A 23,433-nucleotide genomic window follows, 5' to 3' on the forward strand; every position below is an offset into this window, starting at 1 on the left:
GGCGCCTTCACAATAGGATGAAAACGCATCTCATTGCGAACGTAAAGAGTGCATGTTACGCGTGATGTGAAACACGTTCATTAGTTGGGGAAGGGTCATCTCGTGCTAGGGCCGCTCGTAGTGGCCGCAACGCTGATGGCCGCAGCCAACGACAAGTGGACCGCAGTGTCACTGGGGCGCAGTTCACCGGCTTGTCCATGATCGCCTCGATTCCTTCTTCTGCTGGTGGATTCGCCGGCGCTCTGTCATTGGTGGATCTGATCAGCGATCAGATGGAACCTGACCACGCGTCAGACCCTGCCGCTTTACATAGGGCCGGATGGCGGCCATCAGCCGACTCGGACAGCGCCCAGTCCTGCGGCAGGCCCCCGCGGCGCTTCCACCGGTGCTGGTGCCGTCACTAGCCTGGGAGTACCACGACCGGCGCCGGGGACGTCCGGTGCGGGACACGGGGCGGGGAGCACGAGATGGACGCAGGACGTGGGCACCCCGACAGCGACGAGCGAAGCCCGCTGCCCGGGGGCGGTGCCCGACGGGCCACCGTGGTGCTGTGGGCGCACCGGTTCGGCTTCCTTATCACCAGCGTGCTGTCCGGCTGGGGCGTTTACCATCTCGTCCTCGAGGAGGTCGACGACGACGGGCGTCTGCCCTGGTTGTTCCTGCCCCTCTGGGTGCTGTCGGCCTATGTGCTCCTGCCCCGGTTGAATCGTCTGCTCACCGGCATCTACGTCCCCAGCTACTTCATCGGGCGGGCCCGCACCTCCGACGGCCTGCTGGGGGACCCGGTTAACCTGGCGGTGGTCGGTACCCCCGCGCAGCTGTCCGCGGCGATGGTCGGGGCCGGCTGGACCGCCGCGGATCCGCTGACCCTCGGCACCGGCTGGCACATCGTGCGGGCGTCCCTGCTCCGTCGGAGCTACCCGGCGGCGCCCGTCAGCCCCTTGTTCGCCTTCGGGTCCAGACAGTCCCTGGCGTTCGAGCGGGAGGTGGCGGGCAGCCCGGCCCAGCGCCACCACGTCCGGTTCTGGATCTGCCCGCCGGGGTGGAGGCTTCCCGGCGGGTACGCCGTCGACCTCATCGGGGCGGCCACTTTCGACCGGCGCGTGGGACTGTCCCTGTTCACCCTCCAGATCACGCACAAGATCGCCGCGGACACCGACCGCGAGCGTGATCTCGTCGTCTCGTCCCTGCATGCCGTCGGCGCCACGGTCCACGTCGTGGAGCAGTACTCCGCCGGCTATCACGCCCGCAACGGAGGCGGGGACGCCATCGAGACAGACGGGGACCTGCCCATCATCGATGTCCGCCCGATTCGGTGGGGCGGGTGATCAGCGTTCTGGGTTGGGGGTGAAGGTGTGGCCCAGGGCGGTGGAGACCTCGGCGAAGATGCGTGTGGCCGGGGTGGCGCACGGCAGTGTCCTGGGGTCGTCGGCCAGCACCGGGGACTCCGGGCAGTCCCCGGAGGGGATGTCGCTGGTGGCCTGCACGACCACGGTGGTGTCGGTGGTGGTGTCGTAGTAGACGGTGGTGTTGTAGCCGGGTTGCGTCCCGGTGTGCCCGACCCAGCCGTCGATGCACCCGAAGCCCAGCCCGTAGCCGGACTCGGGGGGCTGGAACGAGGTGAGGCGCTCTCGCTGGGCCTCCGGTTCCAGCAGGCCGTGCCCGGTGCCCATGGCACGGCCGTAGGCCAGCAGGTCGTCCACGTCCGAGATCAGGGCCCCGGCGGTGGCTCCCCAGCTGGGGTTCCAGTGGGTGGCGTTGACCGGTGCCTCCGGGGTCGCGGTGTCGCCCTGGAGCGTGAAGCCCTGCGCGTAGGGTTCCGGCATCTCGGTGGAGTCCCCGGGCCATGCGGTCTCGTCGAGTCCCAGCGGGTCGAAGATCTGCTCCTCCAGGACCTCCCCGATCGGCTGGCCGGTGACCTGTTCGATGACCAGGCCCAGCAGGATGTAGTTGGTGTTGGAGTAGTCGAACTGCTCACCGGGGGCGAACAGGGGAGATTCCGAGACGCCGACGGCGACCAGTTCCTCCGGGGTGAAGACCTGCTGCGGATCCGCGAAGAAGCGGTCCGTGAACTGGGTGCTGCGCGTGTAGCTGGCCACCCCGCTGGTCATGTCCGCCAGATGGCGCAGGGTGATCTGCTCCCCGTTGGGGATGCCCTCGACGTAGTCGGCGATGGGGTCCTCCAGGGAGAGCTCACCCTCCTCGGCCAGCTGCAGGATCAAGGTGGCGGTGAAGGGCTTGGTGACCGATCCGACGCGGGTGTGCACCCCCACCTCCATGGGCTCCCCGGTGGCCGGGTCGGCCACTCCGTAGGCGGCCGTCCAGGTGCCCTCCGGTGAGGAGACCCCCACCACCGCGCCGGGGGTAGAGGCATGGGCGAACGAGGCCCGAGCGGCGGCATCCAACGTCGTCGCCAGCTCCTCGGGCAACGGCTCGGCCATCTGTGCGGAGGGTTCTCGGGCGACGACGTCGTCGACATCGGTGACACAGGACTCGGAGCCCGTGGCCGAAGCCGACGGTGCCGCCGCGGCGGCCGGAGTGGCCGCCGGCGCGGCCGGAGAGGGCGGGACGGCGGTTGCCCCGCCGGTCCCGATGAGGAGCACCGCCGCCGTGGCGGCGGCGAACGTGTGGCGCGTGGATCGTGCAGGTGAGGACATCTTCGTTTCCTTCTCGATCGGCGCAGACCACGTCCGGGGAGGGCCTGCACCCGGAGAACAGTGCTTCAGGCTCGGTCGTCGTGGACGACGAAGTCGACCCCTGCGCCGCACGCCACCGCGAAGGCACATCTCGACAGCACGCACGGGCCATGGAATCGATGAGATCACGGGCCGGTCCACGGCCCTGGATCACACACCGGCCCGGACGAGCTCGTGGGACAGGCGGTGCCCCCAGCGTAGGACGGCCTTCCGGACCGGCCGGCCGACCTGCCCCGGATCGTTACCCAACTACCGAAGGTGTCACGCCCCTTCTGCGGCCGGGGCGCCACCTGGGTCGTGGAGACGACCGACCAGCGGAGGAGCCGCCGTGTGGGCAGCAGATGCGAGATCGACCCGGACCTTTCCGTTTTGCATATGGCCGACCACCGGACACTGCCCGAGAAAACGACGTTGCAGTTGCGTTCCTTGGGTGTGCTCCGAGGTGTGCTCTACTCGGGTGCATGAGCGAGACGGTTCTGCCTGACATGCCTGATGTGGCGGACTTCCGTGCCCTGGCCGCCAGCTCGCCGTGGCGGTTCACCACGTTGCACTTCACCCACCGTCGGCAGTCGGAGGGTGGGGCCACCGCCGAGGGCGGGCCGGTGGAGGCCTGGCTCGACCGGGCCCGGCACCGGGTGGTCGTGCGCACCTTGGGCGGGATCGAGGTCGCCGAGGGCGTGCCCTATGGCGGGGCCGTGGACGGCGTGGGAAATGAGTTGTCCCTGCCCGAGATAGGGGTGGTGCTGCGCCCGGACGGGCTGGTCGCCCAGCGGCCAGAGGGCTGGCACCTAGACCATGGCGACCCGATGTGGCAGGACTACCAGTGGACGGCGATGCTCGACCCCGTCGAGCTGGACCAGGGCGTGGAAATCGGCGACGTCACCGCCACCGTACTGAGGGGCCGGGCAACCTGGGCGGCCACCTGCCGGCCGCTGGCCGGTCACGGCGAGGACTGGGCGGGTGGTTACCTCCCATGGTGCGGGTGCTGCCCGTTGCTGGACAGTCCGGCATCCCGGATCTATGAATACGGGCCCGAGGACCCGACCCCGACGGGCGGTCTGGCCACGGTGTACCGGGTGCATCTGGACGTGGGCACCGGCATCGTCGTGGATCTCACCCCGTTGGACGGTACCGAGGGCACCAGTCTCACCAATGAGATCCACGACGTCGACGAGCACCTCGACCCCCCGCTGTGATTCAGTAACGGTTCCTGTTCTCACGAGGAATCCGCACGCTGAAGCAGCCGGCGCGGAGCTGCCCCAGAGGCGAATGCTTGGCTTCACGTACGCAACGGAAGTGATGTCATGCACACCAAAGTCCGGGTCGCAGCGATCGTCGTTCTCCTCCTCGCACTAGGCCTGTTCGCCGTGACCGAGTGGATGCCCGCCTTGCTTTTCCTGCCTGCGGCAGGAGGTGCGCTGCTGGTGAATGAGCTCGGAATGCTCACACCCGGTCGGCCCGGCAGTAACAGGGACCGTCCACGCGGATGATGCTCTAGCCCGGTTTGCGGCTTCTCCACCCGGTCGAGGTTCCGAATCCGACCCGTGGCCCATCGAGCGGCCCGGCGCCGTACGACGGCTGTTCGGGCGCCGAGACCTATGCTCAGGCCATGAGCACGCCTGTGCCGGCTTGCCGGGGGCCGGACACTTCAACCGGTCCGAGAGCCGGCAGGGAACCCAGCGATTGGCGCTTCGCCAACCGGATCATCGCGGTGCTCGCGCTGATGCTGTGGAGCTTCAACCAGCTCGGACACGGGTTGGCCGTCCGGGACGGTCCTCAGTACGTCTGCCTCAGTGAGGGGCCCCCGCAGAGCACGCAGGCACTCGGGGCAATGGACCAGGCGAACCTCACCGGGGAGATGTCGTTCTTCCCTCCGACGTTCTTCTGCGGCTACCCCCATCAAGGTGTCGGTCAGCCCCCGATCGTCGTCGACATGTATCCGCTCGGCCCCTGGCTCTTCTGGATTTCGCTGTCGATACTGGCGCTGACGGCGGTGTTTGCTCTCGTTCTCCGGCGTCGGGCGCGATCGTGAACCTACGTCCCTGGCGCCGCCTACCATTCCATGCCCAGGACAGCGCGGTAGGGGTGGTTGTGCGATTTTCTTGGCGAATGGTGCCGGTGGGCCCATCTCGTTGTTGAAGCTGTAACGGATGTCGTCCGGGATCCCTAAGGGATAGTGCACGTCCTCGTCGAGGGCCACGCTGTAGGTCTCAACGGTCGTTCCGTCCCCGACGGTGATCAGTGCCTGGCGATGGTGCCGCCGCACGGTGATCACCTCCAGCCCAGGATGCAGGTCCTGGAAGTAGGTGGGATAGCCGGACAGATCCAGCAGCATCTCCCACCACTGCTCCCATTTCCGGTGTTGCTCCGGATCAGGTGCCGGATCGGACGCGGGGCCCGATGCTGCGGTGCAGATGGCGACGTAACTCTTCAGCGGGGGCAGGCCGGCAAAGGACAGCTCCTGCCCGGAGCTCAGCCGCAGACCGATGCGCTCATTCGCGAACGTCACCTCCGAGACCAAAGGAGCGCCATGACCGCAGTGCTTCTCGAAACCCCCGATGAGCTTCAGGGCCGCAGCTCGCGAACCCGCGCCGGCCGATGGCCACCCCGAGGGCCTTCCAGCGGTGCCGCCCGGCTCGTGGGGTGCGGTCATCATCGGCTCCTCGGTGTGCGGGCTTCCTGGGCGACACCCTACGGGGACCAGGACACTCACACCGATGAGGCGACCAGATCTCGTATCGCCGTACAGAGACCCAGTAGGGGTTGGTGTCCGCAGGGCCAGCGCCACAGCAACGCCCGCCTGCTGTACGAGCCGGTGGAAGCCGCATCTGGGGGGAGCGCGCGGACCGGAAACACCTCGCGAGCACGACGGGGAGGTCCGCCAGCGAAAGTGGGGACAGTATGAAAGTCGATCTTCTCCTTACTGGTCGGTACGGTTGGGATATCACGCACGGTGCTCAGTCGGGGGGCTGACCCACCCAGCGTGGACCGTGTCGGAGTGCTCAGCCGGGGGGCTGACCCGCTCCAGACCGGTCGAATGACCGCCGTCCTGGCGGCAGAAGACCTGGGGCCTTGGGCTCCGTCGTCGGGGGGCGACTCTTCTGCCGCCAGAGCGGCGGGCCCACACAGCACCCATGACAAGGCCTCTGGCTCTGTGGCAGCACGAGGACCACCCTCAGGAAGTTGTCCCGGTTGAGGAGGCCCGCATGAACGATCTCCACCGTGCCGGCGAGCACGTCAGTTGGGCGAGTTCCGTGATGGATCCGCTGTCCCGGGCGGCGGCCTTCGCCGCGCTGCGCCCGGACCTGGAGGCCTTGATCCACCAGTCGAGCGCCGACTCCCGGCTGAGCCCGGAGGCCCGTCGGGTGCTGCGCGCGGTGGCCCGCACCCGTCCCGAGCACACGCTGGCCCTGGCCGAGCTCGCCGCCCGCGCCAGCACTGCCAAGGCCCGGCTTCCTGTCGCGTTGACCGAGCTGGAGATCTGCGGCCATCTCGCCCAGCTGGCACGCATCGCCCCGCACCTAAGCGCAGCACTGCCCCCACAAACCCCCTGCACCCCTGCAGCGACCGCCACGGTCGAACCCGTCGAGGCAGACACCGACTGAACCTTTTCGCCCATATTCCGGTCTCCGTGTGACGACATTCCGGTCTCCGTGTGACGACCTCACGCCGGATCCGGTGGCGCCTGATGCAGGGAGGGCTCGGTGTGGGCTCATCATTCGTTGATGCCCACGACCGTGGTGTCGGCGGGTACATCGTGGGTGACCACAGCACCCGCGCCGATTCGCGCCCTGGGCCCGAGGGCGACTGGGCCGACGACCTTGGCCCCGGAACCGATGAGCACCCCGTGCCCGACGAGGGCGTGGCGCCGTCCCGGGGAGCCGTCGCCGACGAAGCTTGCACCTTGGGAGATGGTCACGTCGTCGCCGATCACGCTGGTGTCCCCGATGACGACCTCGCTGCCGTGGTCGATGAACAGCCGATGCCCGATCACCGCACCCGGGTGAATGGTGATACCGGTGACCTTCGCCGAAGCGGTGGCGATGGCCTGGGCGCCCGGTTTGCCCCACCGGGTGGACCACAGGCGGTGGGCGAGTCGATGGGCGGCCACCGCGTGCAGGCCCGGGTAGCTGAGCAGGGTGGCCGCGGTGCCTTGCCCGGCGGGGTCGGCAGCGGCGATCGCACGGGCATCTGCCGGGACACTGGGACGGGTGGAGGCGGCCATGGCCACACCTTGGAAGACATCCGGTCCAGGTGGCCTACCACCCGCTTTACGTATGGCCCGGTTGGCGGCAGACCGTGGGGCGGTGGAGGTTCCTCCATCGGCTGATACTGCTTCTGGTGACAGAGTCCTGCTCGCGCTCATCCACAACGGCTGCGCTTGCGCTTAGATCAATTCGGCGTGGGGACCCTCGTGGACGGCGAGGTAGATCCTGTTGCGCAGCTCGTTGGCCTCGGCGGACGTGAGTGTCCGCAGGAGCGGGCGGATGTGGATCCGGATCAGCGCGTTGCTCTGGCCGGCGTTGATGCCGAGGCGCTCACGAGCTGTGACCGGAAGCTCCGCACATCGCGTCAACGACAGGACCTCGACGGCTTCGAGGAGGTCCGCGTCCTTGCCCAGGGCTGTCCGGACCCGGTCACCGATGGTCTCGCCGTCCTCGCTGTCGTCGAGCACGACGGAGATGTCCCGACGCGTCCTGGGGAGCAACGAGACCTGCTGCCATGGTTGCAGGTCGAGCATCTGGGCTGCGATGCGCGGCTCTGAGGAGCGCAGGTAGCGGATATCTGGAATCGACTTGCGCAGCATCAGGGCCCGTTCCAGCCCCATGCCCAGGGCCAGTCCGGACCATTTCTCCGGGTCCAGGCCCGAGCCGTGCAGCACCTGGGGGTGGATGCGCCCGCATTCGGCAAGCTCGAGCCACTCGCCCTCCAGGTTCACGTCCACCTGCCGTCCGTCGAGCGTGTACGGGTGCTCGACGTCGGTGATCTGCCATTGCGCCCCCGGCAGGACCGCTTCGACGACAGTGGTGATCATTTCGAGCAGGTCCCGATCGGTGGTCTGCGACGTGGACCGGATGCGCCACAGGTCGACCTGATGTGGTTCCCCCACGTGCGTGCGGTCGACGACGTCGCGCCGGTAGACGAGGCCTGGGACGACGAGCAGTTCGTCGACGGCGGTCCGGCCGCGGTAGTCCTGCAGGGCCCTGGGCAGCTCCGCGCTGGTGTGGGTACGCAGCACCACGGTGGGCGAGACGTAGCGGGTGTACCGCTGTGCTCTGGTGATGTCACCGCGGTCGTAGCCCAGACGGTCGTAGTTGTCACGGACGGCAACGAGAGGTGGATTGCGGACCTGGCGGACGGAGCTGCCCCATTGGTGCTGCAGCGCGGTGACGAGATGATCCAGCAGAAGCTGCATCGAGTGCGCCCCTTGTGCCGGGTCGCTGAGGTCACGCAGGCCCAGCGCGCGGGCAAGCTGGTCGGGGCTGAGGTACGAGAGTGCCGACATGGAAGTCTCCTGAGGCGGTTGGGCCGATGCTGGGAAGAGAAATTCCCCCGGCCGTGCCTGCGGAGACTAGGCGGCTTGGAAAGGCGCGCTCACCACCCCGCGGCCACTGAACGGCCGGGGGCGAAGAAATCGCTGAACACGCTCCATGCGGTTAAGGGTAGCAACGATGACCGGCACCGGCACCTGTGCCGCCTGCTGACCGCAGCCGTGAAGCGCCCGGTCCCGATGGAGGCGCGGGCAGACTCGGCCACCGGTGAAGGAGCGATCGAGCGGACCTTGGGCCGGTTCAGCGGCCCGTCAGCAGGGGGAGAGTGATCGTCTCCAGGAAGGAGGGGGGTCCGCCAGCACCGGCCGAAACGCTCTCACCGGCCTCGTCATGGTGGGTCCCCCGCGCGGCGTGCCCATCGGGGAGGAAGCCGGGCATGCCAGGGTCCGGGTGGAAAGCTTGGTGCGGGCGGGACCCCGGCGGGTCCCCACGAGGCGGCCTGTCTCCGCGGCACGGGAAGTCCAGGAGCCGGCGCGGGCGCTCTCTTCCGGCTACTCCGCTGTGCCCTTGTCGAAGAGGAACCGGGCCACCGCCTGGGCGGACTCGGTGAGATCGCCCTTTCCCGTGTCCGTGAGCGCTCCGCCGAGCCAGAGGTCCGCGAAACCGTGCACCAGGGACCAGGCGGCCAGGGCGGCGACCTTCGGATCCGGTCCCACCACCTCGGGTGGCAACGTCGCGATCCCCGCGGAGAGCGCCTCGGCGGCGGCGGCGCGCGCCTGGACGACGTCGGCGCGGGAGGCCTCGTAGAGGTCCGGGCGGAACATCACCTGGGTGTGCCCCCGGTGCTCCACGGCGAAGTGCACGTAGGCGACACCGACCTCGAGGAAGCTGCCGGTGCGGTCGAGCACCTCGGTGAGGTGATCCGCGAGCAGCTGGAACCCCTCCGCCGCCAGCGTCGTCAGGAGCCCGGCCTTGTTGCCGAAGTGATAGGCGGGGGCCGCGTGGGAGACCCCCGCCCGGCGCGCCAGGTCCCGCAGGCTCAACTGGGAGGGCCCCACCTCGAGCACGGCCTGGACGGCGGCATCGAGCACCGCGCGGTGCAGGTCGCCGTGGTGATAGGTGCGGGGGTTCATTCCTGCACCCTATCCCATATTTAGGCATTGACAAGATCGCGCTGGAGGCGCAGTCTTGTCAGTGACAAGATAGAACGCCAAGGAGGGCATCATGTCAGTCCTGCTCGTCTTTCTCGCCGCGACCCTGGCTACGCTCGGCGTCGCCGCACTCCTCGGGCGCCGCCGCTTCCGGGAGTCAGCACCCCTGGCCCTGCGCGGAGGTCTGTCGGTGATGTTCCTCGTCACCGGGGTGTCGCACTTCGCGGGTCTGCGCGACGATCTCGTCGCCATGGTGCCGCCCGTAATGCCCTACCCTGAGCTGCTCGTCACGGTCACCGGGGTGCTGGAGCTCGCCGGTGCGGTCGGACTGCTGCTGCCGCGGACGGCCGCATGGGCGGCAGGTGGGCTGGCGCTGCTGATGGTGGCGATGTTCCCTGCGAACGTTTACGCCGCCACCGCCGGTCTGACGCTGTCCGGGGAACCGGCCACCGCCCTGCTGCCGCGCGCCGTCATGCAACTGCTCTACATCGCCTCCGCCATCGCCGTGGTGATCACTCACTGGCGTCGCGCGGTGTTCAGCGACGCGCCCGGGAAGCTCATCATCGCCCTGCCACGGGCTTACGGACCCGCCGAAGCGACACACGAGGCCCCCAACGCCGGCATCGTGCTCGTCTCCCGGCTTCAGCTGTGCTCGCTCCGGCACGTGCCGGGCTTTCTGCTCGTTTCGCTGCGGCTGCGGCGGGCTTTGCGACAAGCACCAGGGGCCCTTTGGCTCGATCTGGCCGCCCAGCCGCTGACCGCCACCTTCTGGACCTGGTCCAGCTGGACGGACGAGGACGCGATGCGCCGCTACACCCGCTCCGCACTCCACGCCCACGTCATGCGGACCTACCGGCCGCATCTGCAGGAGTCGACCTTCCGCACGCTCCCCGCTGAGCAGGCACCTGCGACGTGGCCCGAGGTCAGAGCAATGCTCGACGCCACGACCGTCGAGCGGTAGCCCGCGACAGTGGTCGCAGCGGGGCCCCTGCCGGAACCACTCCGGCAGGGGCTCCGCTGAGTCCGTGGACCGTGGTGCCGCGTGATGGGTGGCCGTGGGCGACTCACTCGGTGGGACCACCCCTGGACCTTCCTTCGGGATAGCAAGGCAGACAGACGCCCTGTGCTCTACATATGGCCGGATAGCGGCCATCAAGTCAGGTCAGTCGTCACTTGCAGCGGTCCCTCTCTGGATCGAAAAGGAGCAGCGCCCGGACGTCCTGACCGCCGTCGGATAGCGTGAGGTGGAAGCCAAAGCGACGCAGCACGGCCAGGGCACCCGCGTTAGCGGCGGTGGTGTCTGCCCGCACACCAGACGCCCCGAGTGAAGCGGCCTGACGCAGAGCTGCGGCCGTGGCTGCTCCTCCAACGCCGCGACCACGGGCGCCACGAGTCAGCCATATGCCCGTCTCCAGGACGCCAGGCTCATCGGTGTGCTTGAGGCGGACCGAACCCACGACCAGCTCGTCGACGACCACAGCCCAGGTTCCCTCTCCGGTCGGCCCGGCCAGTCCGGGGCGACGGACACGATGGAAGTCACGTAGCCACCCGACTCGGGCTGATGTCCATGCTCGGCCGGCCGTCAGCGGCGGAGTCACCTCATCGGCCCCGGCGTCAGTGATCGCGGCACGGACGAGCTGCGCCAGTACGGTGTCATCCACGGCGACCAGCGCCACAGAGGAGGTTCGTTCCGCTGCCACGGCAACAAGCCTACGCAACGCACCTCGATGCCTTGCCCGGTCCGAGAGCTGCGTCCTACTGCCCGATCCCTGACTGGAGCATCCGCGGAGAGGTATCCAACGTCTTCGTGCAATGCGCGACGCAGCTCCTGCCGACTGGCGCGGAGGACATCAGTCGGCGACGTCGATGAGGACAGGAGTTGCGCGTCGACGAGTCCGATCGATCAGTGCATCTCCTATGTACGGATCGCAGGTTGCTCTCAGCTCAGATGCACGGGCAACTACCCCTTCACATGAGACCGGTTCTTGGACACCGTGCCGCGGGGATGGTGGGGCCGGGGTCACTGCCCGGAGAGGAAGGCCCGTAGCTGCTGCGTCAGGAACGCGTGGTCGTCGCGCTGGGGTAGTCCGGACACCCCGACGGTGCCGATGACGGTCCCGGACTCGCGCAGCTTGATGGGGAACACTCCTCCATTGGCTGCGTATCGGTGGGACGGCAGGCGCGAGTCGTCTTCGAAGCTCCGGCCCAGTGCCCGGAACTGCTCGCCGACTCCCATGGAGCTGCGCTCGAAGTGGGTGACCACGGCCGCTTTGCGTTCCAGCCACGAGTCGTTGTCCGGGGTGGCCCCTGGGAGTGCCGTGTGGAAGACCCGTTGTGCGCCCAAGGAGATGCCGATGACCAGGGGCAGGCCTTGCGCTATGGCCGCCTCGCGTAGTGCGTTGCCTAAACGCCAGGCGTCCTCTCGGTCGAAGGTGGCGAATTGCAGCTCGTGCTCGTCGGCCTGGATCTGCTCCAGGTAGGCGCGGTCGGCGGTCATCTATGCCTCGCTCGAGACGGTCCAGAGGTTGAGCCTGCCGTCGAGGGCGTGCTCCTCGATGCGGGAGAGCTCCTCGGTGGTGAAGTCCGGGCCCTGCAGCCCCTGGACGGTGTCGTCCAGTTGCTCGGGCCTGCTCGCGCCGACCAGCACGGAGGAGATTTGGGGGTCTTTCAGGACCCAGGCGACGGCCATCTGCGCCAGCGACTGTCCTCGCTCTTCGGCGATACGGGCCAGCGCGCGGACGTGGTCGAGGTTCTCCTCGGAGAGCATGCCGTCCTTGAGGGTTTTGCCTTGGGTGGCCCGGGAGCCGGCGGGTACGCCGTTGAGGTATTTGCCGGTGAGTAGGCCCTGGGCCAGGACGGAGAAGGCGATGCAACCGGTGTCTTCGCCGGCCAGGACGTCGAGCAGGCTGGGGGTGCCGTGCTCGACCCATCGGTTCAGCAGGGAGTAGGAGGGTTGGTGGATCAGCAGAGGCGTACCCAGGTCGCGCAGTGCGGTGGCGATCTCCTGGGTGCGCGCGGGGGAGTAGGAGGAGACGCCGGCGTAGAGGGCTTTGCCTTGCCGGACCGCGGTGTCCAGGGCTGCAGCGGTCTCTTCCACGGGAGTTTCCGGGTCGAAGCGGTGGCTGTAGTAGATGTCCACGTAGTCCAGCCCGAGGTTGTCGAGGGACCGCTCCAAGGCGGCCAGCAGGTGCTTGCGGGAGCTGCCGGTGCCGTAGGGGCCGGGGGAGAACGGGTAGCCGGACTTCGTGGAGATCACCAGCTCGTCGCGCAGCCCACGGAAGTCCTCGGCCAGGAGCCGTCCGACGTTGCGTTCGGAGGCGCCGGCGGGCGGGCCGTAGCCATCGGCCAGGTCGAAGTGGGTGATGCCCAGGTCGAAGGCGCGGCGGATGATGGCGCGCTGCCGGTCCAAGGGTGTGTCGTCGCCGAAGTTGTGCCACATGCCCAGGGACACGGCGGGCAGCTTCAGCCCGCTGTTGCCGACCCGGCGGTAATGCATCGTGTCGTACCGGGTGGGGGTCGGGGTGTAGTGGCTGGTGGTGGTCTGCACGGGTGTGTCCTTGTTCTCGGGGTGGGCGGTGAGTGTCCGCGGTGCTTAGGGGGCGGTGGTGGACGGTGAGGGCATCAGTGCTGCCAATAGCTCCAGCTGCGTCGGGTCCTCGAGGGCGGATCCGACCGCGACGACATCGGCTCCGGCCTCGAGGTACTCCGGGGCGTTGTGGGCGTTGATGCCGCCGGTGGCGACGATCTTGATCTGGGGGAAAGGCCCGCGCATCCCGTGGAACCAGGAGGTTCCGAGGCTGATGGCGGGGAAGGCTTTGACCCAGTGCATGCCGTGATCGGCGGCACGCTGGATCTCCGAGGCGGTGGCGACTCCGGGAAGGTGAGCCAATCCTGCTGCGATGCTGGCCTGGGCCACGGCGAGGTCCAGGCCCGGTGCCACGGTGAAGCCCGCTCCGGCCGCGACGGCCTGTTCCAGGTGCTCCAGGCTCACGACGGTGCCCGCACCCACCACACGCCCGTGGTCGCGCCCGGCGGCGACGGTCGCGGCCAGGGCCTCAATGGCTGCAGGTGATTGGATCGGGACCTCCACACAGTCGATGCCGAGTTCCCAGGCGCGGGTGGCCAGCTCGACGGTGCGCTCGGGCGTGTAGCCGCGCAGGATGGCCATGACCGATGTGTGGGCGAAAGTACTGTCGAAAAGGTCGTCTACGGACGCCATCCCAACTCCTCTGAGATCGTGGTGGTGGTGGTTCTCAAGGCCGGCAGCAGGTCCACGAGGTCGTCCATGGTGGCCCGCGCTTTCAGGGCGGTGATCGACACAGCCCCGGTGACCTGGCCGGTGGCGTCGCGCAGTGGCATGGCGACACAATGCAGGAAGTCTTCGTACTCGCCGTCGTCCACCGCGTAGCCCCGTTCCACGACCTGGGCCAGCTGCTCCAGGAACTGCTCGCGGGAGGTGATCGTCGTGGCGGTGTAGCGGGAGAAGTCGACGCCGCTGAGCACATGCTCCACGAACTCCGGGGTCTGGTAAGCCAGGATGGCTTTGCTGACCCCGGAGGTGTGGATCGTGACCGGGTGGCCGATCTGGGAGTACAGCCGCACCATGCCGGGTTGTTCGATCTTGTCGGCGTAGACGATGGACCGGCCCTGCACGGCGGCCAGATGGACCGTGTGCCCACACCGGCGCCCCAGTTCCTGCAGGTGGGGGTGGGCGATATTGGCCAGGTCGAACTGGTCCAGGGCGAGGTTGGCCAGTCCGGCCAGGCGGTAGCCCACGCCGTAGCGCCCGTCCTCCCGTCGGCGAGTCAGTCCGCTCTCGGTGAGGGTCTGCAGGGTGCGCAAGGCCGTGGACCGGTGGATGTCGAAGTGCACGCCGACCTCGCTGGGCGTGCGGGGCTGGATACTGACGTACTCGAGGATTTCGATGGCCCGTTGAATGCTCTGTGACATGGCGCCCACTACACCAGATCGAAGTCGTGGACGCTGGAGAGGGCGCGGGCGGCCAGGGTGTGGCCCAGCGCCAGCCGTGCACCGGGTTGCTCGCCGGTGAGCACCCCGGAAAGGTATCCGGCGGCGAAGGCATCGCCGGCGCCGACTACCTCCACGACATCGATGGTGTGAGCGGGCACGAACACGGACTCGGCGGCGGAGACGTCAGTGGCGCCCACTGCTCCGTCCTTGACCACCAGGTGTTGTGGCGCCCCGAGGAGTTCGTAGAGTTCCTCGGAGTCACCGGTGCCCCACAGCGTCTCGGCCTCGTCCCGGCCGACGAAGACGAGATCGGCCTGCCGAGCGCACTCGGCGAGCACTGGTGCTGCTTCCTCAGCTGACCACAACCCCGGTCGGTGATTGACGTCGAAGGACACGAGGGTGCCGTGGTCCCGGGCGGTGGGGAAAGCGGCATGGAGCAGGGCACGGCAGCTCGCAGAGAGCCCAGCAGTGATGCCGGACAGGTGCAGCACCGGTAGCTGCGCCCAGTTGACGTCGTGCAGGACGGAGGGCCCCATCGTCGAGGCGGCCGAGCCGGAACGGTAGTAGTAGACCGTGGTGGCGCTCTCGCCGGGATCTTTGAAGTACACCCCCGTCGGGGCGCTGGGGTCCAAGCCGACGAGCGAGATGTCGACCTCGTGCGTCTGCATCTGCCGCAGCAGGCGCCGGCCCAGGGGGTCGTCGCCCACACGGCTCAACCAGGCGGCGCGGTGCCCCGCACCGGAGAGATAGAGAGCGACGGTGGACTCGGCGCCCCCGGCGGAGAGAACAAAACTCTCCGCGGTCTCGAGGGGTTCAGCGGCGGCCGGTGCGACGAGGGCCATCGTCTCGCCCAGGCACAGGACGGCGGGGCCGTCACCGGACGGATTCAGGGACTCGGGCACGGAGCTTCCTCGCTTTCGAGGTGGAACGGAGCCACGGCAGCAACACAGCGCCGAGACTGAGGAGGAGGAGACCGACGGCGATGGGACTGGTGAGCACAGTCCCGAAGCCGTCGATGACGAGGGCCCGACGCAGATTGCTCTCGGCCAGGGGGCCCAGGATCAGACCCAGCACCATGGGGCCGGCGGGAAAACCGAACCGGCGCATGAGCAGACCGACGACGCCGAAGCACAGCATGAGGACCACGTCGAAGACGCTGCTCTGCACTGCGTAGGTGCCTACGATGCAGAAGGCGATGATGATGGCCGTCAGGTACTGCTGCGGCAGGGCGAGCAACTTGACCACGCCCTGCATCCGGACGAGGGCCAGGGCCAGGGCCAGGAACGTGGCGAACACCATGATGGTGGCCAGGCTGTAGACGAGATCAGGCGACTCCACGAACAGGGCAGGGCCGGGCTGGAGTCCCCAGATGATCATGGAGCCGATCATCACGGCCATCACGGAATCCCCGGGCACGCCCAGGGCCAGTGTGGTGGTGACGGACCCGCCCATGGTCGCCGTGCTCGCGCTGTCGGCCGCTGCCAGACCCTCGAGCGAGCCGTGCCCGAACTTTTCCGGGTGCTTGGAGGCACGTTTGGCCTGCGCCCAGGCGATGACGCCGGCGATGTCCCCGCCGGCGGCGGGGACCACACCCACGACGGCACCGACCCCGGTGCCGATGGCGGAGGGCTTGAGCAGCTCCCGCTGTTGCGCCCGGGTGGGCCACCACGCTCCCAGTTGGGTGATGGGCACAGGGTTGTTCTTCTTGCGCCTTTCGGCCAGCTGGTTGAAGAGCTCCGCGATCCCGAACAGACCGATGATCGCTGCGATGAACGGGATGCCAGAACTGAGCTCCGAGAACCCGAGGGTGAACCGGGTATCGCCGGTGATGGGATCGCGTCCGACGGTGCCCAGCAACAGGCCTGCCGCCCCAGCGACGAGGCCTCTCAGGACGTTGCTGCCCGAGACCCCGACCATCATGGTCAGGCCGAACACGACCAGGGCGAACATCTCGGCCGGGCCGAAACGCAGGGCCACCGAGGCCAGGGGTTGGGCGGCGAGCACGAGGATGAGGATCCCGGCCATCGAGCCCACCGCGGAGACCAGCGCCGAACTGGTCAGCGCGATGCCCGCCTTGCCCTGTTTCGCCAGCGGATACCCGTCAAAGGTGGAAGCAATGGAGGCCGGGGTGCCCGGGGTGTTCACCAGGATGGCAGGCACCCGGTCGCCGAACTGAGCTGCCACATAGATGGACAGCAGCACGGCCAGGCCCTGGAGAGGTTCCAGCGTCAGGGTGAATCCGGCGGCCAGGGCCACGGCCATCGTCGCCGTGATCCCCGGCACGGCGCCGACCAGCGTGCCCAGGAGCACCCCGATCAGCAGGCACAGCCCGATGGTCGGATCCAGGAGGGCGGTGACACCCTCGACCACGGCGTTCACAGCGGCACCCGCAGCAGCAGACCGAACAACCCGTACAGCACCGTTGCGGTCAGTGCCGGAAACACCACCAACGCCTTGATCCCCCGCCCGCCGGTGACGAACAGCAAGACGGACAGGAACACGACCGTGACCGGCAGGAAGTGGAAGAACTGCCAGCCGATGCCGTACACAACGATCGCCGCGACGACGGCTCCCAACCGCCCCAGACCGTGGGCGCTGACGCGGCCCTCCGGCACCGGATCAGGTCGTCGCAGGGCCACGACCGCGATGGCCACGGCACCGGCGACGAGCAAGCCGCCCAGCACCGTCGGCCACCATCCCGGACCGACGGATCCATCCACCACCGCAAGCTCCAGGGCGGTGGCCGACCATACCGCCGTGCCACCGAGCAAAGCCACGGCCAGGGCCACGAGGAGGCCGCGTCCGTTGATCTTCCCGGGCCCCGGCGCCGGCTCCGCCGCGGAACGGTCGGTGACAACCGTGGAACCGGTGTCGGCCACCACATCCGGCGCGCTCAGCACCGGCACGTCTTTCACGACCCGGCTCCGACCAGCTCGGCGAAGCGGCTGCTCTCGGCGTTGACGAATTCTTCCGTCTCGGACGCGGAACGGTGAAGCGGGATATTGCCGCCCTTCTCGATGAAGGAGACGTAGGCCTCGGAGGAGACCGCCTTCTCCAAGGACTTCTCCAAGGTGCCGGCGACCTCCGGGTCGAGTCCGGCTGGTGCGGCGACCGTGGCCCAGCTCCCGATCACCACGTCGTGGCCCTGCTCGGAGGCCGTCGGCACGTCGGGAAGGGCAGGCGCGCGATCTTCGGTGAAGACCGCCAGCACCCGCAAACGGCCATCTTCGTGGGCAGGCGCCGTTTCACCGATGCCGGCCACGACCGCGTCGACCTGTCCACCGACGGCTGCCGTCACGGCCGGGGCGCCCCCGTCGAAGGGGACGTTCTTGAACTCCACGCCGGCGGCGTTGCCCAGCTCGGTGGCGCCCAACTCCCAGATGGACCCGGGCCCGGCGTTGGACACGGCCACGCTGCCCGGTTCCTCCTGGGCCGCGTGGACCAGGTCCTCCAGGGTGCGGAAGGGGCTGTCGGCCGGGACCGCGATGGTCCCGGGCTGCGAGTTCGCCTGTCCGAGGAAGTCGTAGTCGGCAGGATCGATCTCGTAGTCCTGGTGTCCCAGCAGGCTGACCTCCACCGGCAGGACCGCGATGGTGTAGCCATCGGCGGTCTGAGCTGCGAGGTGCTCCATACCAACGCTTCCGGCCCCGCCGGGACGGTTCTCCACCACGATGGAAACACCGAGGTCCTCCTCCATCTCCGTAGCCAGCGTGCGAGCCGTCAGGTCGGTCGCGCCCCCGGCGGAGGTAGGCGTCATGAAAGTGATCGTCTCGGAAGGAAACTCACCACCGGCAGCAGAAGCGCCGCCGCGGTCAGCGCATGCACTCAGCACTAGCAAGCCGGTCAGCGCGGTAGTCACCGTGATGCTGCGCCGGCGCCGGGTCGTCGATCGTGCGGACATCATCGTCCTCTTTCCTCTATGTTGCGTATATTGCAACAACGCTGTGTATGTCGCACAAGCGTATGGCCGGATACGTGCCTGTGACAAGAGTCACCACGGATGTGTCGAGGACGAGTGGCATCGGGCAGCCGTCAGGGCCGCCCGCAACCAAGCTCTCCATCGGGCAACTCGATTCGTCCTGATGTAGACCAGGGGGCGCGGCGCGTGCCTGTCGGCGCGCTGGAGCGCATGCGGCAAGGAACCCCCGTATCGTCTCGGTGCCGACGGGGCCGGTCATGCCGGCGAAGGTGTGGTGCGTCCTCATGGCCGAGCGCCACGCGGGACATGTCGTGCGCGCCACCCACATGGCTCACCACCGGGAGGACGGGACCAGTGAGGTCATGCGCACCACGTCGCCTTGCGATGCCCGGGCAGAGGTATCCCACGTCAGGGGCCAATCGGGGGAGTGCCAAGGCCTTCACCCGGAACCTCACGATGTGCGGAAAGCGCAGGTCTAGTCTTTACGACTTTTCATAAGACCGGTTAGCGGCCGGGACGGTATTCCACGGCCATCATTCGATCAGGCGATCGACGGCTTCTCCCTCCAGAAGACGCTTGAGGCGGTTTCCTGTGCACCGGAACGCTCGTCTTGTCATGGGGATCTGGGTCTTCGCAGGGTGAGTGGTTGCTCAGGCGGGAAGGGTGATGGTGGGCCGGTTCAGGTCGATCGTCCCACCGGGGGATGCGGTGCCCAGACTGATCAGGCGACCCTCCAGGGTAAACCGCTGGGTGGGGCCGCCGGAGTTGAGGTTGGCCGTGATGGCGCCGCGGGCGAGGTAGGTGCCACGGGTGGTGGTGTTGGCTCCCAGGGTGATGTTCCCGGCCGCGACCCAGTAGACGTTGGCGGCTCTGGCTCCTCCGGCCAGGATGATCTGGCTGTTCAGGGCAGCGGTCAGGGTGGTGGCGCGGAAGACGAACACCGCCGTCGGGTCCCCTTGGGCGTCCAGGGTCAGGGTGGAGGAGACGGTGAACGCCCCGGTCGTGCTGGTGTAGACCCCGGCGGTGATCGGGCCGGTCAGTGCCGCCGAGCGGTTGGCGGTGACGGGCCGGGCCAGCAGGGCGCTCTCCAGGGCACGGGCGTCGGTCATCGCAGCGGCCGCAGCCGGGGTGCCGGCTTCGACGGCGCCGGTCACGTTGGGTCGCGAGCCGGTGTTGTGCAGCGCCACGATATTGGTCCCCGGGGAGGTTCCGACGTTGGCGCTCACGGCGGTCTCGTGCCCGCCCGGGGTCTGATTGATGACGCTGGTGGAGGCCAGCAGACCGTAGGGGGCGGCCCGGCCCAGGGTCAGCGCTGGTGGCGGGGCGGCAACCCGCCAGGACGCCCGGGTCCCGGTGCGGGCGGTGAAGGCCGCGGTACTCGGTGGCATCGGGGCGGACACCAGCCCTGCCAGGAGCGCGGTGCCGGCCACGGCCAGGGCGTTGCGGCGGGCGAGCACGGGCAGCTGTCGTGTGTTGTGGTCGCTGTCCGCGCCGTCGGTGAGGTCCTCGCTGTGGTTGCGCGGGGCGAAGACCGTCAGGGTGAGCAGCAGCGCAGCCACAGTGCCGGAGGCCCACAAGGCCAGGGGCAGTTGCCGGCCGGCGTCGGCCCACAGTGCGGGTAGGCCGATGAAGGGCACCAGCAGGCGGGCCTGGCCGGTGATCTGCTCCCGGATCAGTGGGGTGGAGTCGACGTCGGCGTTGGCGTCCCCGGCGGTGGCGTAGGTGCCGTCCTCGTGGTCGATCACGATCCGGTGCAGCACCGAGCGTTCGATGCCGTCGGGCTGGGCCGGGGCCGGGCTGGTGAATTGCACGACGCCTCCCAGCGGCACGGGCTGGTCGTCGGGCAGCGCGGAGAGCACGACGACGTCACCGGGGTCGATGTGCGGTTCCATGGACCCGGTCTGGATGACGGTGGAACTCCAGCCGAACACGGCCGGGATGAGGGCGATCGCGGCCAGGGCGGCGAGCATCACTAGGTAGATTTGGGCGGCGGTGCCGGTGACCAGCCGGGCCCAGCCCCACAGTGCGGCCGTCATACCCTCAGGTGCTGGCTCGGCGGTGGGGCTGGGGGTTGGCTCGGTCCGGTTCCGCACGGAGAAACGGCTCAGCCGGCCGGGGCGTCGGCGCTCTGCAGCTCCCAGACCAGGTCCACGCTCACGTTCGCGCCCTGCAGGGCGTCGACCTGCTGCGGGGTCAGCCCGGTGGTGTCGAACGTCCAGGTGCCGCGGTAGGTCGTCGACTCCCCGGCCGTGCCGGCCGTCTGCCACCGGGCGCCGCCGGTGGCGTAGTTGTTGTTGACCTGGGCCAGGGTGGACAGCGACTGAGCCGGCAGGGCGCCGGGCACGGGGCTGAAGCCGTCGCAGTTGTCGAAGGAACCGCCGGTGCCGCGCTCGACGACCAGGTCGATGTGGTCCTGCAGTCCGGCGGCGGAGCCGGAGAGGTTCTGGGTGTAGGCGCGCACCTCGCCGGCGACGGTGGAGTTGGAGGTCACCTCGATGCACTTCTGCCCGGTCTGGCCAGGAACCAGGTTCTGCACGGTGAACCCGGCGCGTCCGGCGTCGTCGTCGGTCAGGGCGACCTGGCCGGTGGCCCAGGAGTTGCCGGCATTGCGGGTGGTGGCCGTGAAAGCGGCCGTGGAGCCCTGCCACACCATGAGACCGGCCACCAGAACGGCGACAGGGGCGGCGGAGAAACCGGCGATCTTGCGGGCACGAGGGGAGGGAGTGCGCATGGGGGGTCCTGTTCCGCGACGGAGCCCGAGGTAGGGCCTTGTCCTGTGCCGTCGCTGCATGGGGTGGAGGGTGCGGCTGGTCGGCGATGGGGGTCCTCGGTCAACCGCGGTCACCATATGTTCTGCCTCGGTGGCTCTCCAGGACTTCTGTCCATCACCGGTGGCGCTGGCACATACCCCCATGTGCGAACGGAAATCGAAATGGTGTCATCAGCTGACGTATCCCGTCACACACGCTTGGGCGCGGGCCCGGGTCCGGTGGACAAGGGACAGATCCTGAGCGATTCAGAAATGCTCAACCTCTGTGCGCAGCACGAGGGTCTGCGCTCCGTGGTCGTCAAAGGATCCGTATGCGTCCGAGCCGAAAGCGAACGTCTTGCCCAGCAACAACCAGGCGCTCATCGGTGAACGACAGCCGGCGTCCACCGGCATCAACTACTGATAACAGCGAGTATTGCCCAATGCATCAGCGGGAACGATCGGGCCCATGGGAAGCGGTCAGCCCCGCCCTGGGACCGCCCCAGACTCGGCTGAATCGGTCAAGCCCCAGGTAGTGGTGTAGCGCCCGGGCAGCAGACCCGAAGGAAGTCCAGCACGTTTTTGCTGTGGGCCTGTCGGCGGGGTCCTCCGCCGACAAAGGACACCGGCAGTGTGGTGGGCTACAGGCGTGCCACTGCGTTGTGGTAGGCGGCTTGGGATTGTGGCGATGAGTTGATGCGCCAGTCGAGTTCCTTGTCCAGGTGGAACCAGATGATGGCTTTCACATCGCCTTGTTGTTCGAAGTACGTGAAGGCCTCGGTGATCCAGGTGGCCTTGGCTTCACCGTCGTCGGGGTCTTCTGCCGATGCTGTTTCGGTGATGATGATCGGCAGGTCGGTGTCGAGGGACCGCAGTTGCTGGATTCCTTCCTGGAACAGGCTGTGTGCTTGAATCCAGCCGGTGGGGCCGGGCTGTCCCCAGTTGTAACCGTCAAGGCCGAGCAGGTCCACGGTTTCAGGGCCTGGGAAGTAGTCCGTGAGCGTCCCGGGTGTCTTGGTCGTGAGCCCGTTGGGGACGTTGGGGGCCCAGCACCAGCGCACATTGTCAGCCTCGGCGGTGTCGAAGATGTTGCGGACGTGGCGCCAGGCCTGCACGTAATGCTCCGCGGTGTTTCCTTGCACACCGGCACCCCAGGGATACCAGTCACCGTTCATCTCATGGGCGAAACGCAGCACGACGTCGCGCCCCCATCGCCCCAGTTCCTGGGCCCAGGTGCGGATGTGGTCGTCGTGGTCTCCTGCGGCGATCCGGACCAAGCTGAACTGTGCTTGCTCCACCACAACGGAGGGTGATTCCTCTGAGGCGGGCGCGTGCCACGGCTCCCAGGTCAGAACCGGCACCGCCCCTTGGGCCAGGGCCGCATCGAGGGTCTGCAGCGGTGGGCGCTCCAGGGCCCAGTCGCAGAACAGGAGAATCCACTGTGCGGGGGATCCGACCATGGCGTTGTAGGTGCTCACGCCCGCACGGTCCGCTGGGCCTGCGGGCAGGCACACCCCGTGCTCCAGGGAACGGGTGCGCACAGGAGGAGCAAAGGGCCGTGACGCCGGGGAACCACCGCATCCGGTGAGCATTAGTGCTCCCATTCCGAGCAGCACCCCTCGGCGGGTCGGCCGGCGGCCGTGTTCGTGGCCCGGGCGCCACGAGGACGGCACGTCATGCGCCGGGCGAGGGGTCGTCATGGTCAGCCAAGTGTAGCCAGCGCCGACAGAAGCCCACTGAGTCCTGCCAATCCGTTGTCCCCAAAGTTAGTGACAAGTCACCAATGACATATCATGTAATACTTGGCAGTAGCTTATTGCTTAAGCATAGTTGAGGGTAGTTCGGGAGCAGGGGGCTCCGGCGATCCGCGGAGAAGTGGGGACTTCGCGCGACGGCGCCGCCTCTTGTTCACACCGTGGGGGTGGTGCTGATAGATCCACATGGCCCCTGCACATTCATGGCTGGGGGGCCGAATGAAAATCGTTGCGCTGGTGCCTGCCTACAACGAGTCCGCAAGCATCGGAACCACGATCCAGGCTGTCCTGGATCAGGACCGGCCGGCTGATCACGTCGTGGTGGTCCCCAACGGGTGCACCGATGACACCGCCGAGGTGGCGCGAGGGTATCCGGTGACCGTCATGGAGCTGCCGCAGCTGGAGCACCGGAAGTCGGAGGCGCTCAATCGTGCCTGGGCCCGGTACGCCCAGGACGCCGACATGGTTGTGTGCATTGACGCCGACACCTGGCTGCCGCCGCATGCTTTTGCGGACTGGGCGCAGGAGTTCACCGACTCGCCCCACCTGGGCGGGTCCTCGTCGAAGTTCACCATGCAGGCTCCTGATCTGCTGTCGAGGTTGCAGAAGGCCGAATTTGCGACCTGGACCGACACCAGCCTGCGGCGCGGCACCACCCACGTGCTCGCCGGCACCGGGTGCGCGATCAGCGGCGCGGCCCT

The 23,433-nt window shown here is 68.2% G+C and carries 22 protein-coding genes; 5 read left to right on the top strand and 17 right to left on the bottom strand.

Translation table 11 applies throughout. The annotated features are described in order from the left end of the window. Positions 1 to 467: 467 nt before the first annotated feature. On the top strand, positions 468 to 1,328 hold the full coding sequence (locus tag ACFU0Y_RS01705; RefSeq protein ID WP_380212712.1) for an LssY C-terminal domain-containing protein: 861 nt from the start codon (positions 468 to 470) through the stop codon (positions 1,326 to 1,328). Here the strand turns inward: ACFU0Y_RS01705 and ACFU0Y_RS01710 are convergent, their stop codons facing one another. Then, positions 1,329 to 2,657, bottom strand: coding sequence for a serine hydrolase domain-containing protein (locus ACFU0Y_RS01710; protein WP_380212713.1), 1,329 nt, complete (start codon positions 2,655 to 2,657; stop codon positions 1,329 to 1,331). It lies immediately after the preceding gene. A gap of 500 nt (positions 2,658 to 3,157) precedes the next feature. Between ACFU0Y_RS01710 and ACFU0Y_RS01715 the strand changes: the two genes are divergently transcribed. After that, positions 3,158 to 3,892, top strand: coding sequence for a hypothetical protein (locus ACFU0Y_RS01715; RefSeq protein ID WP_380212714.1), 735 nt, complete (start codon positions 3,158 to 3,160; stop codon positions 3,890 to 3,892). Positions 3,893 to 4,344: 452 nt separating this feature from the next. Here the strand turns inward: ACFU0Y_RS01715 and ACFU0Y_RS01720 are convergent, their stop codons facing one another. Further along, complete coding sequence (locus ACFU0Y_RS01720; RefSeq protein WP_380212715.1) at positions 4,345 to 5,349, bottom strand: hypothetical protein; 1,005 nt, start codon at positions 5,347 to 5,349, stop codon at positions 4,345 to 4,347. A gap of 553 nt (positions 5,350 to 5,902) precedes the next feature. Between ACFU0Y_RS01720 and ACFU0Y_RS01725 the strand changes: the two genes are divergently transcribed. Continuing rightward, positions 5,903 to 6,301 carry a hypothetical protein gene (locus ACFU0Y_RS01725; protein ID WP_380212716.1) on the top strand — a complete coding sequence of 133 codons (399 nt, stop codon included), beginning with the start codon at positions 5,903 to 5,905 and terminating at the stop codon, positions 6,299 to 6,301. 110 nt (positions 6,302 to 6,411) lie between these two features. On the opposite strand, the gene ACFU0Y_RS01730 is transcribed toward ACFU0Y_RS01725, so the two are convergent. From ACFU0Y_RS01730 to ACFU0Y_RS01740, 3 genes are all read right to left on the bottom strand, one after another. Continuing rightward, positions 6,412 to 6,921 carry a serine O-acetyltransferase gene (locus ACFU0Y_RS01730; RefSeq protein ID WP_380212717.1) on the bottom strand — a complete coding sequence of 170 codons (510 nt, stop codon included), beginning with the start codon at positions 6,919 to 6,921 and terminating at the stop codon, positions 6,412 to 6,414. A gap of 162 nt (positions 6,922 to 7,083) precedes the next feature. Then, a complete protein-coding gene (locus ACFU0Y_RS01735; protein ID WP_380212718.1) occupies positions 7,084 to 8,202 on the bottom strand; it encodes a hypothetical protein in 1,119 nt (372 codons plus the stop codon). 537 nt (positions 8,203 to 8,739) lie between these two features. Beyond that, positions 8,740 to 9,321: a TetR/AcrR family transcriptional regulator gene (locus ACFU0Y_RS01740; protein WP_380212719.1), complete on the bottom strand. Its 582-nt coding sequence runs from the start codon at positions 9,319 to 9,321 to the stop codon at positions 8,740 to 8,742. A gap of 91 nt (positions 9,322 to 9,412) precedes the next feature. Between ACFU0Y_RS01740 and ACFU0Y_RS01745 the strand changes: the two genes are divergently transcribed. Continuing rightward, positions 9,413 to 10,300: a DoxX family protein gene (locus ACFU0Y_RS01745; RefSeq protein WP_380212720.1), complete on the top strand. Its 888-nt coding sequence runs from the start codon at positions 9,413 to 9,415 to the stop codon at positions 10,298 to 10,300. Between the two features lie 208 nt (positions 10,301 to 10,508). On the opposite strand, the gene ACFU0Y_RS01750 is transcribed toward ACFU0Y_RS01745, so the two are convergent. The 12 genes from ACFU0Y_RS01750 to ACFU0Y_RS01805 form a co-directional block, all read right to left on the bottom strand. Then, complete coding sequence (locus ACFU0Y_RS01750) at positions 10,509 to 11,039, bottom strand: GNAT family N-acetyltransferase (protein ID WP_380212721.1); 531 nt, start codon at positions 11,037 to 11,039, stop codon at positions 10,509 to 10,511. A gap of 320 nt (positions 11,040 to 11,359) precedes the next feature. Next, positions 11,360 to 11,836: a heme-degrading domain-containing protein gene (locus ACFU0Y_RS01755; protein WP_380212722.1), complete on the bottom strand. Its 477-nt coding sequence runs from the start codon at positions 11,834 to 11,836 to the stop codon at positions 11,360 to 11,362. Further along, positions 11,837 to 12,886, bottom strand: a complete 1,050-nt coding sequence (gene mgrA / locus ACFU0Y_RS01760; protein WP_380212723.1) for an L-glyceraldehyde 3-phosphate reductase — start codon at positions 12,884 to 12,886, stop codon at positions 11,837 to 11,839. Between the two features lie 45 nt (positions 12,887 to 12,931). Then, positions 12,932 to 13,558 carry a bifunctional 4-hydroxy-2-oxoglutarate aldolase/2-dehydro-3-deoxy-phosphogluconate aldolase gene (locus tag ACFU0Y_RS01765; RefSeq protein ID WP_380212724.1) on the bottom strand — a complete coding sequence of 209 codons (627 nt, stop codon included), beginning with the start codon at positions 13,556 to 13,558 and terminating at the stop codon, positions 12,932 to 12,934. After that, positions 13,546 to 14,289 carry an IclR family transcriptional regulator gene (locus ACFU0Y_RS01770; protein ID WP_380212725.1) on the bottom strand — a complete coding sequence of 248 codons (744 nt, stop codon included), beginning with the start codon at positions 14,287 to 14,289 and terminating at the stop codon, positions 13,546 to 13,548. The genes ACFU0Y_RS01765 and ACFU0Y_RS01770 overlap by 13 nt, the downstream gene beginning before the upstream one ends. Positions 14,290 to 14,297: 8 nt before the next feature. Next, positions 14,298 to 15,212 (bottom strand): sugar kinase, encoded by a 915-nt coding sequence (locus tag ACFU0Y_RS01775; protein ID WP_380212726.1) that lies wholly within the window; start codon positions 15,210 to 15,212, stop codon positions 14,298 to 14,300. Next, positions 15,184 to 16,689, bottom strand: coding sequence for a tripartite tricarboxylate transporter permease (locus ACFU0Y_RS01780; protein ID WP_380212727.1), 1,506 nt, complete (start codon positions 16,687 to 16,689; stop codon positions 15,184 to 15,186). The genes ACFU0Y_RS01775 and ACFU0Y_RS01780 overlap by 29 nt, the downstream gene beginning before the upstream one ends. After that, complete coding sequence (locus tag ACFU0Y_RS01785) at positions 16,686 to 17,225, bottom strand: tripartite tricarboxylate transporter TctB family protein (protein WP_380212728.1); 540 nt, start codon at positions 17,223 to 17,225, stop codon at positions 16,686 to 16,688. The genes ACFU0Y_RS01780 and ACFU0Y_RS01785 overlap by 4 nt, the downstream gene beginning before the upstream one ends. Further along, positions 17,222 to 18,214, bottom strand: coding sequence for a Bug family tripartite tricarboxylate transporter substrate binding protein (locus ACFU0Y_RS01790; protein ID WP_380212729.1), 993 nt, complete (start codon positions 18,212 to 18,214; stop codon positions 17,222 to 17,224). The genes ACFU0Y_RS01785 and ACFU0Y_RS01790 overlap by 4 nt, the downstream gene beginning before the upstream one ends. A gap of 665 nt (positions 18,215 to 18,879) precedes the next feature. Further along, positions 18,880 to 20,265 (bottom strand): ice-binding family protein, encoded by a 1,386-nt coding sequence (locus tag ACFU0Y_RS01795; protein ID WP_380212730.1) that lies wholly within the window; start codon positions 20,263 to 20,265, stop codon positions 18,880 to 18,882. A gap of 68 nt (positions 20,266 to 20,333) precedes the next feature. Further along, positions 20,334 to 20,960 (bottom strand): hypothetical protein, encoded by a 627-nt coding sequence (locus tag ACFU0Y_RS01800; RefSeq protein ID WP_380212731.1) that lies wholly within the window; start codon positions 20,958 to 20,960, stop codon positions 20,334 to 20,336. Positions 20,961 to 21,619: 659 nt separating this feature from the next. Then, entirely contained in the window at positions 21,620 to 22,456 is an 837-nt protein-coding gene (locus ACFU0Y_RS01805) for a glycoside hydrolase family 26 protein (protein ID WP_380212732.1), read from the bottom strand. Between the two features lie 495 nt (positions 22,457 to 22,951). On the opposite strand from ACFU0Y_RS01805, the gene ACFU0Y_RS01810 reads away from it, so the two are divergent. Then, positions 22,952 to 23,433, top strand: a 482-nt coding sequence (locus ACFU0Y_RS01810; RefSeq protein ID WP_380212733.1) for a glycosyltransferase family 2 protein, incomplete at its 3' end; no start/stop codon positions are given.

It is taken from the genome of Kocuria sp. NPDC057446 (assembly GCF_042802875.1).
Lineage (GTDB): Bacteria > Actinomycetota > Actinomycetes > Actinomycetales > Micrococcaceae > Kocuria.

Excerpts from the sequence above, each read along its gene's own strand:
- ACFU0Y_RS01705 (WP_380212712.1), top strand. The coding sequence starts at position 468 with ATGGACGCAGGACGTGGGCACCCCGACAGCGACGAGCGAAGCCCGCTG.
- ACFU0Y_RS01710 (WP_380212713.1), bottom strand. The coding sequence starts at position 2,657 with ATGTCCTCACCTGCACGATCCACGCGCCACACGTTCGCCGCCGCCACG.
- ACFU0Y_RS01715 (WP_380212714.1), top strand. The coding sequence starts at position 3,158 with ATGAGCGAGACGGTTCTGCCTGACATGCCTGATGTGGCGGACTTCCGT.
- ACFU0Y_RS01720 (WP_380212715.1), bottom strand. The coding sequence starts at position 5,349 with ATGACCGCACCCCACGAGCCGGGCGGCACCGCTGGAAGGCCCTCGGGG.
- ACFU0Y_RS01725 (WP_380212716.1), top strand. The coding sequence starts at position 5,903 with ATGAACGATCTCCACCGTGCCGGCGAGCACGTCAGTTGGGCGAGTTCC.
- ACFU0Y_RS01730 (WP_380212717.1), bottom strand. The coding sequence starts at position 6,921 with ATGGCCGCCTCCACCCGTCCCAGTGTCCCGGCAGATGCCCGTGCGATC.
- ACFU0Y_RS01735 (WP_380212718.1), bottom strand. The coding sequence starts at position 8,202 with ATGTCGGCACTCTCGTACCTCAGCCCCGACCAGCTTGCCCGCGCGCTG.
- ACFU0Y_RS01740 (WP_380212719.1), bottom strand. The coding sequence starts at position 9,321 with ATGAACCCCCGCACCTATCACCACGGCGACCTGCACCGCGCGGTGCTC.
- ACFU0Y_RS01745 (WP_380212720.1), top strand. The coding sequence starts at position 9,413 with ATGTCAGTCCTGCTCGTCTTTCTCGCCGCGACCCTGGCTACGCTCGGC.
- ACFU0Y_RS01755 (WP_380212722.1), bottom strand. The coding sequence starts at position 11,836 with ATGACCGCCGACCGCGCCTACCTGGAGCAGATCCAGGCCGACGAGCAC.
- ACFU0Y_RS01765 (WP_380212724.1), bottom strand. The coding sequence starts at position 13,558 with ATGGCGTCCGTAGACGACCTTTTCGACAGTACTTTCGCCCACACATCG.
- ACFU0Y_RS01770 (WP_380212725.1), bottom strand. The coding sequence starts at position 14,289 with ATGTCACAGAGCATTCAACGGGCCATCGAAATCCTCGAGTACGTCAGT.
- ACFU0Y_RS01790 (WP_380212729.1), bottom strand. The coding sequence starts at position 18,214 with ATGATGTCCGCACGATCGACGACCCGGCGCCGGCGCAGCATCACGGTG.
- ACFU0Y_RS01795 (WP_380212730.1), bottom strand. The coding sequence starts at position 20,265 with ATGACGGCCGCACTGTGGGGCTGGGCCCGGCTGGTCACCGGCACCGCC.
- ACFU0Y_RS01800 (WP_380212731.1), bottom strand. The coding sequence starts at position 20,960 with ATGCGCACTCCCTCCCCTCGTGCCCGCAAGATCGCCGGTTTCTCCGCC.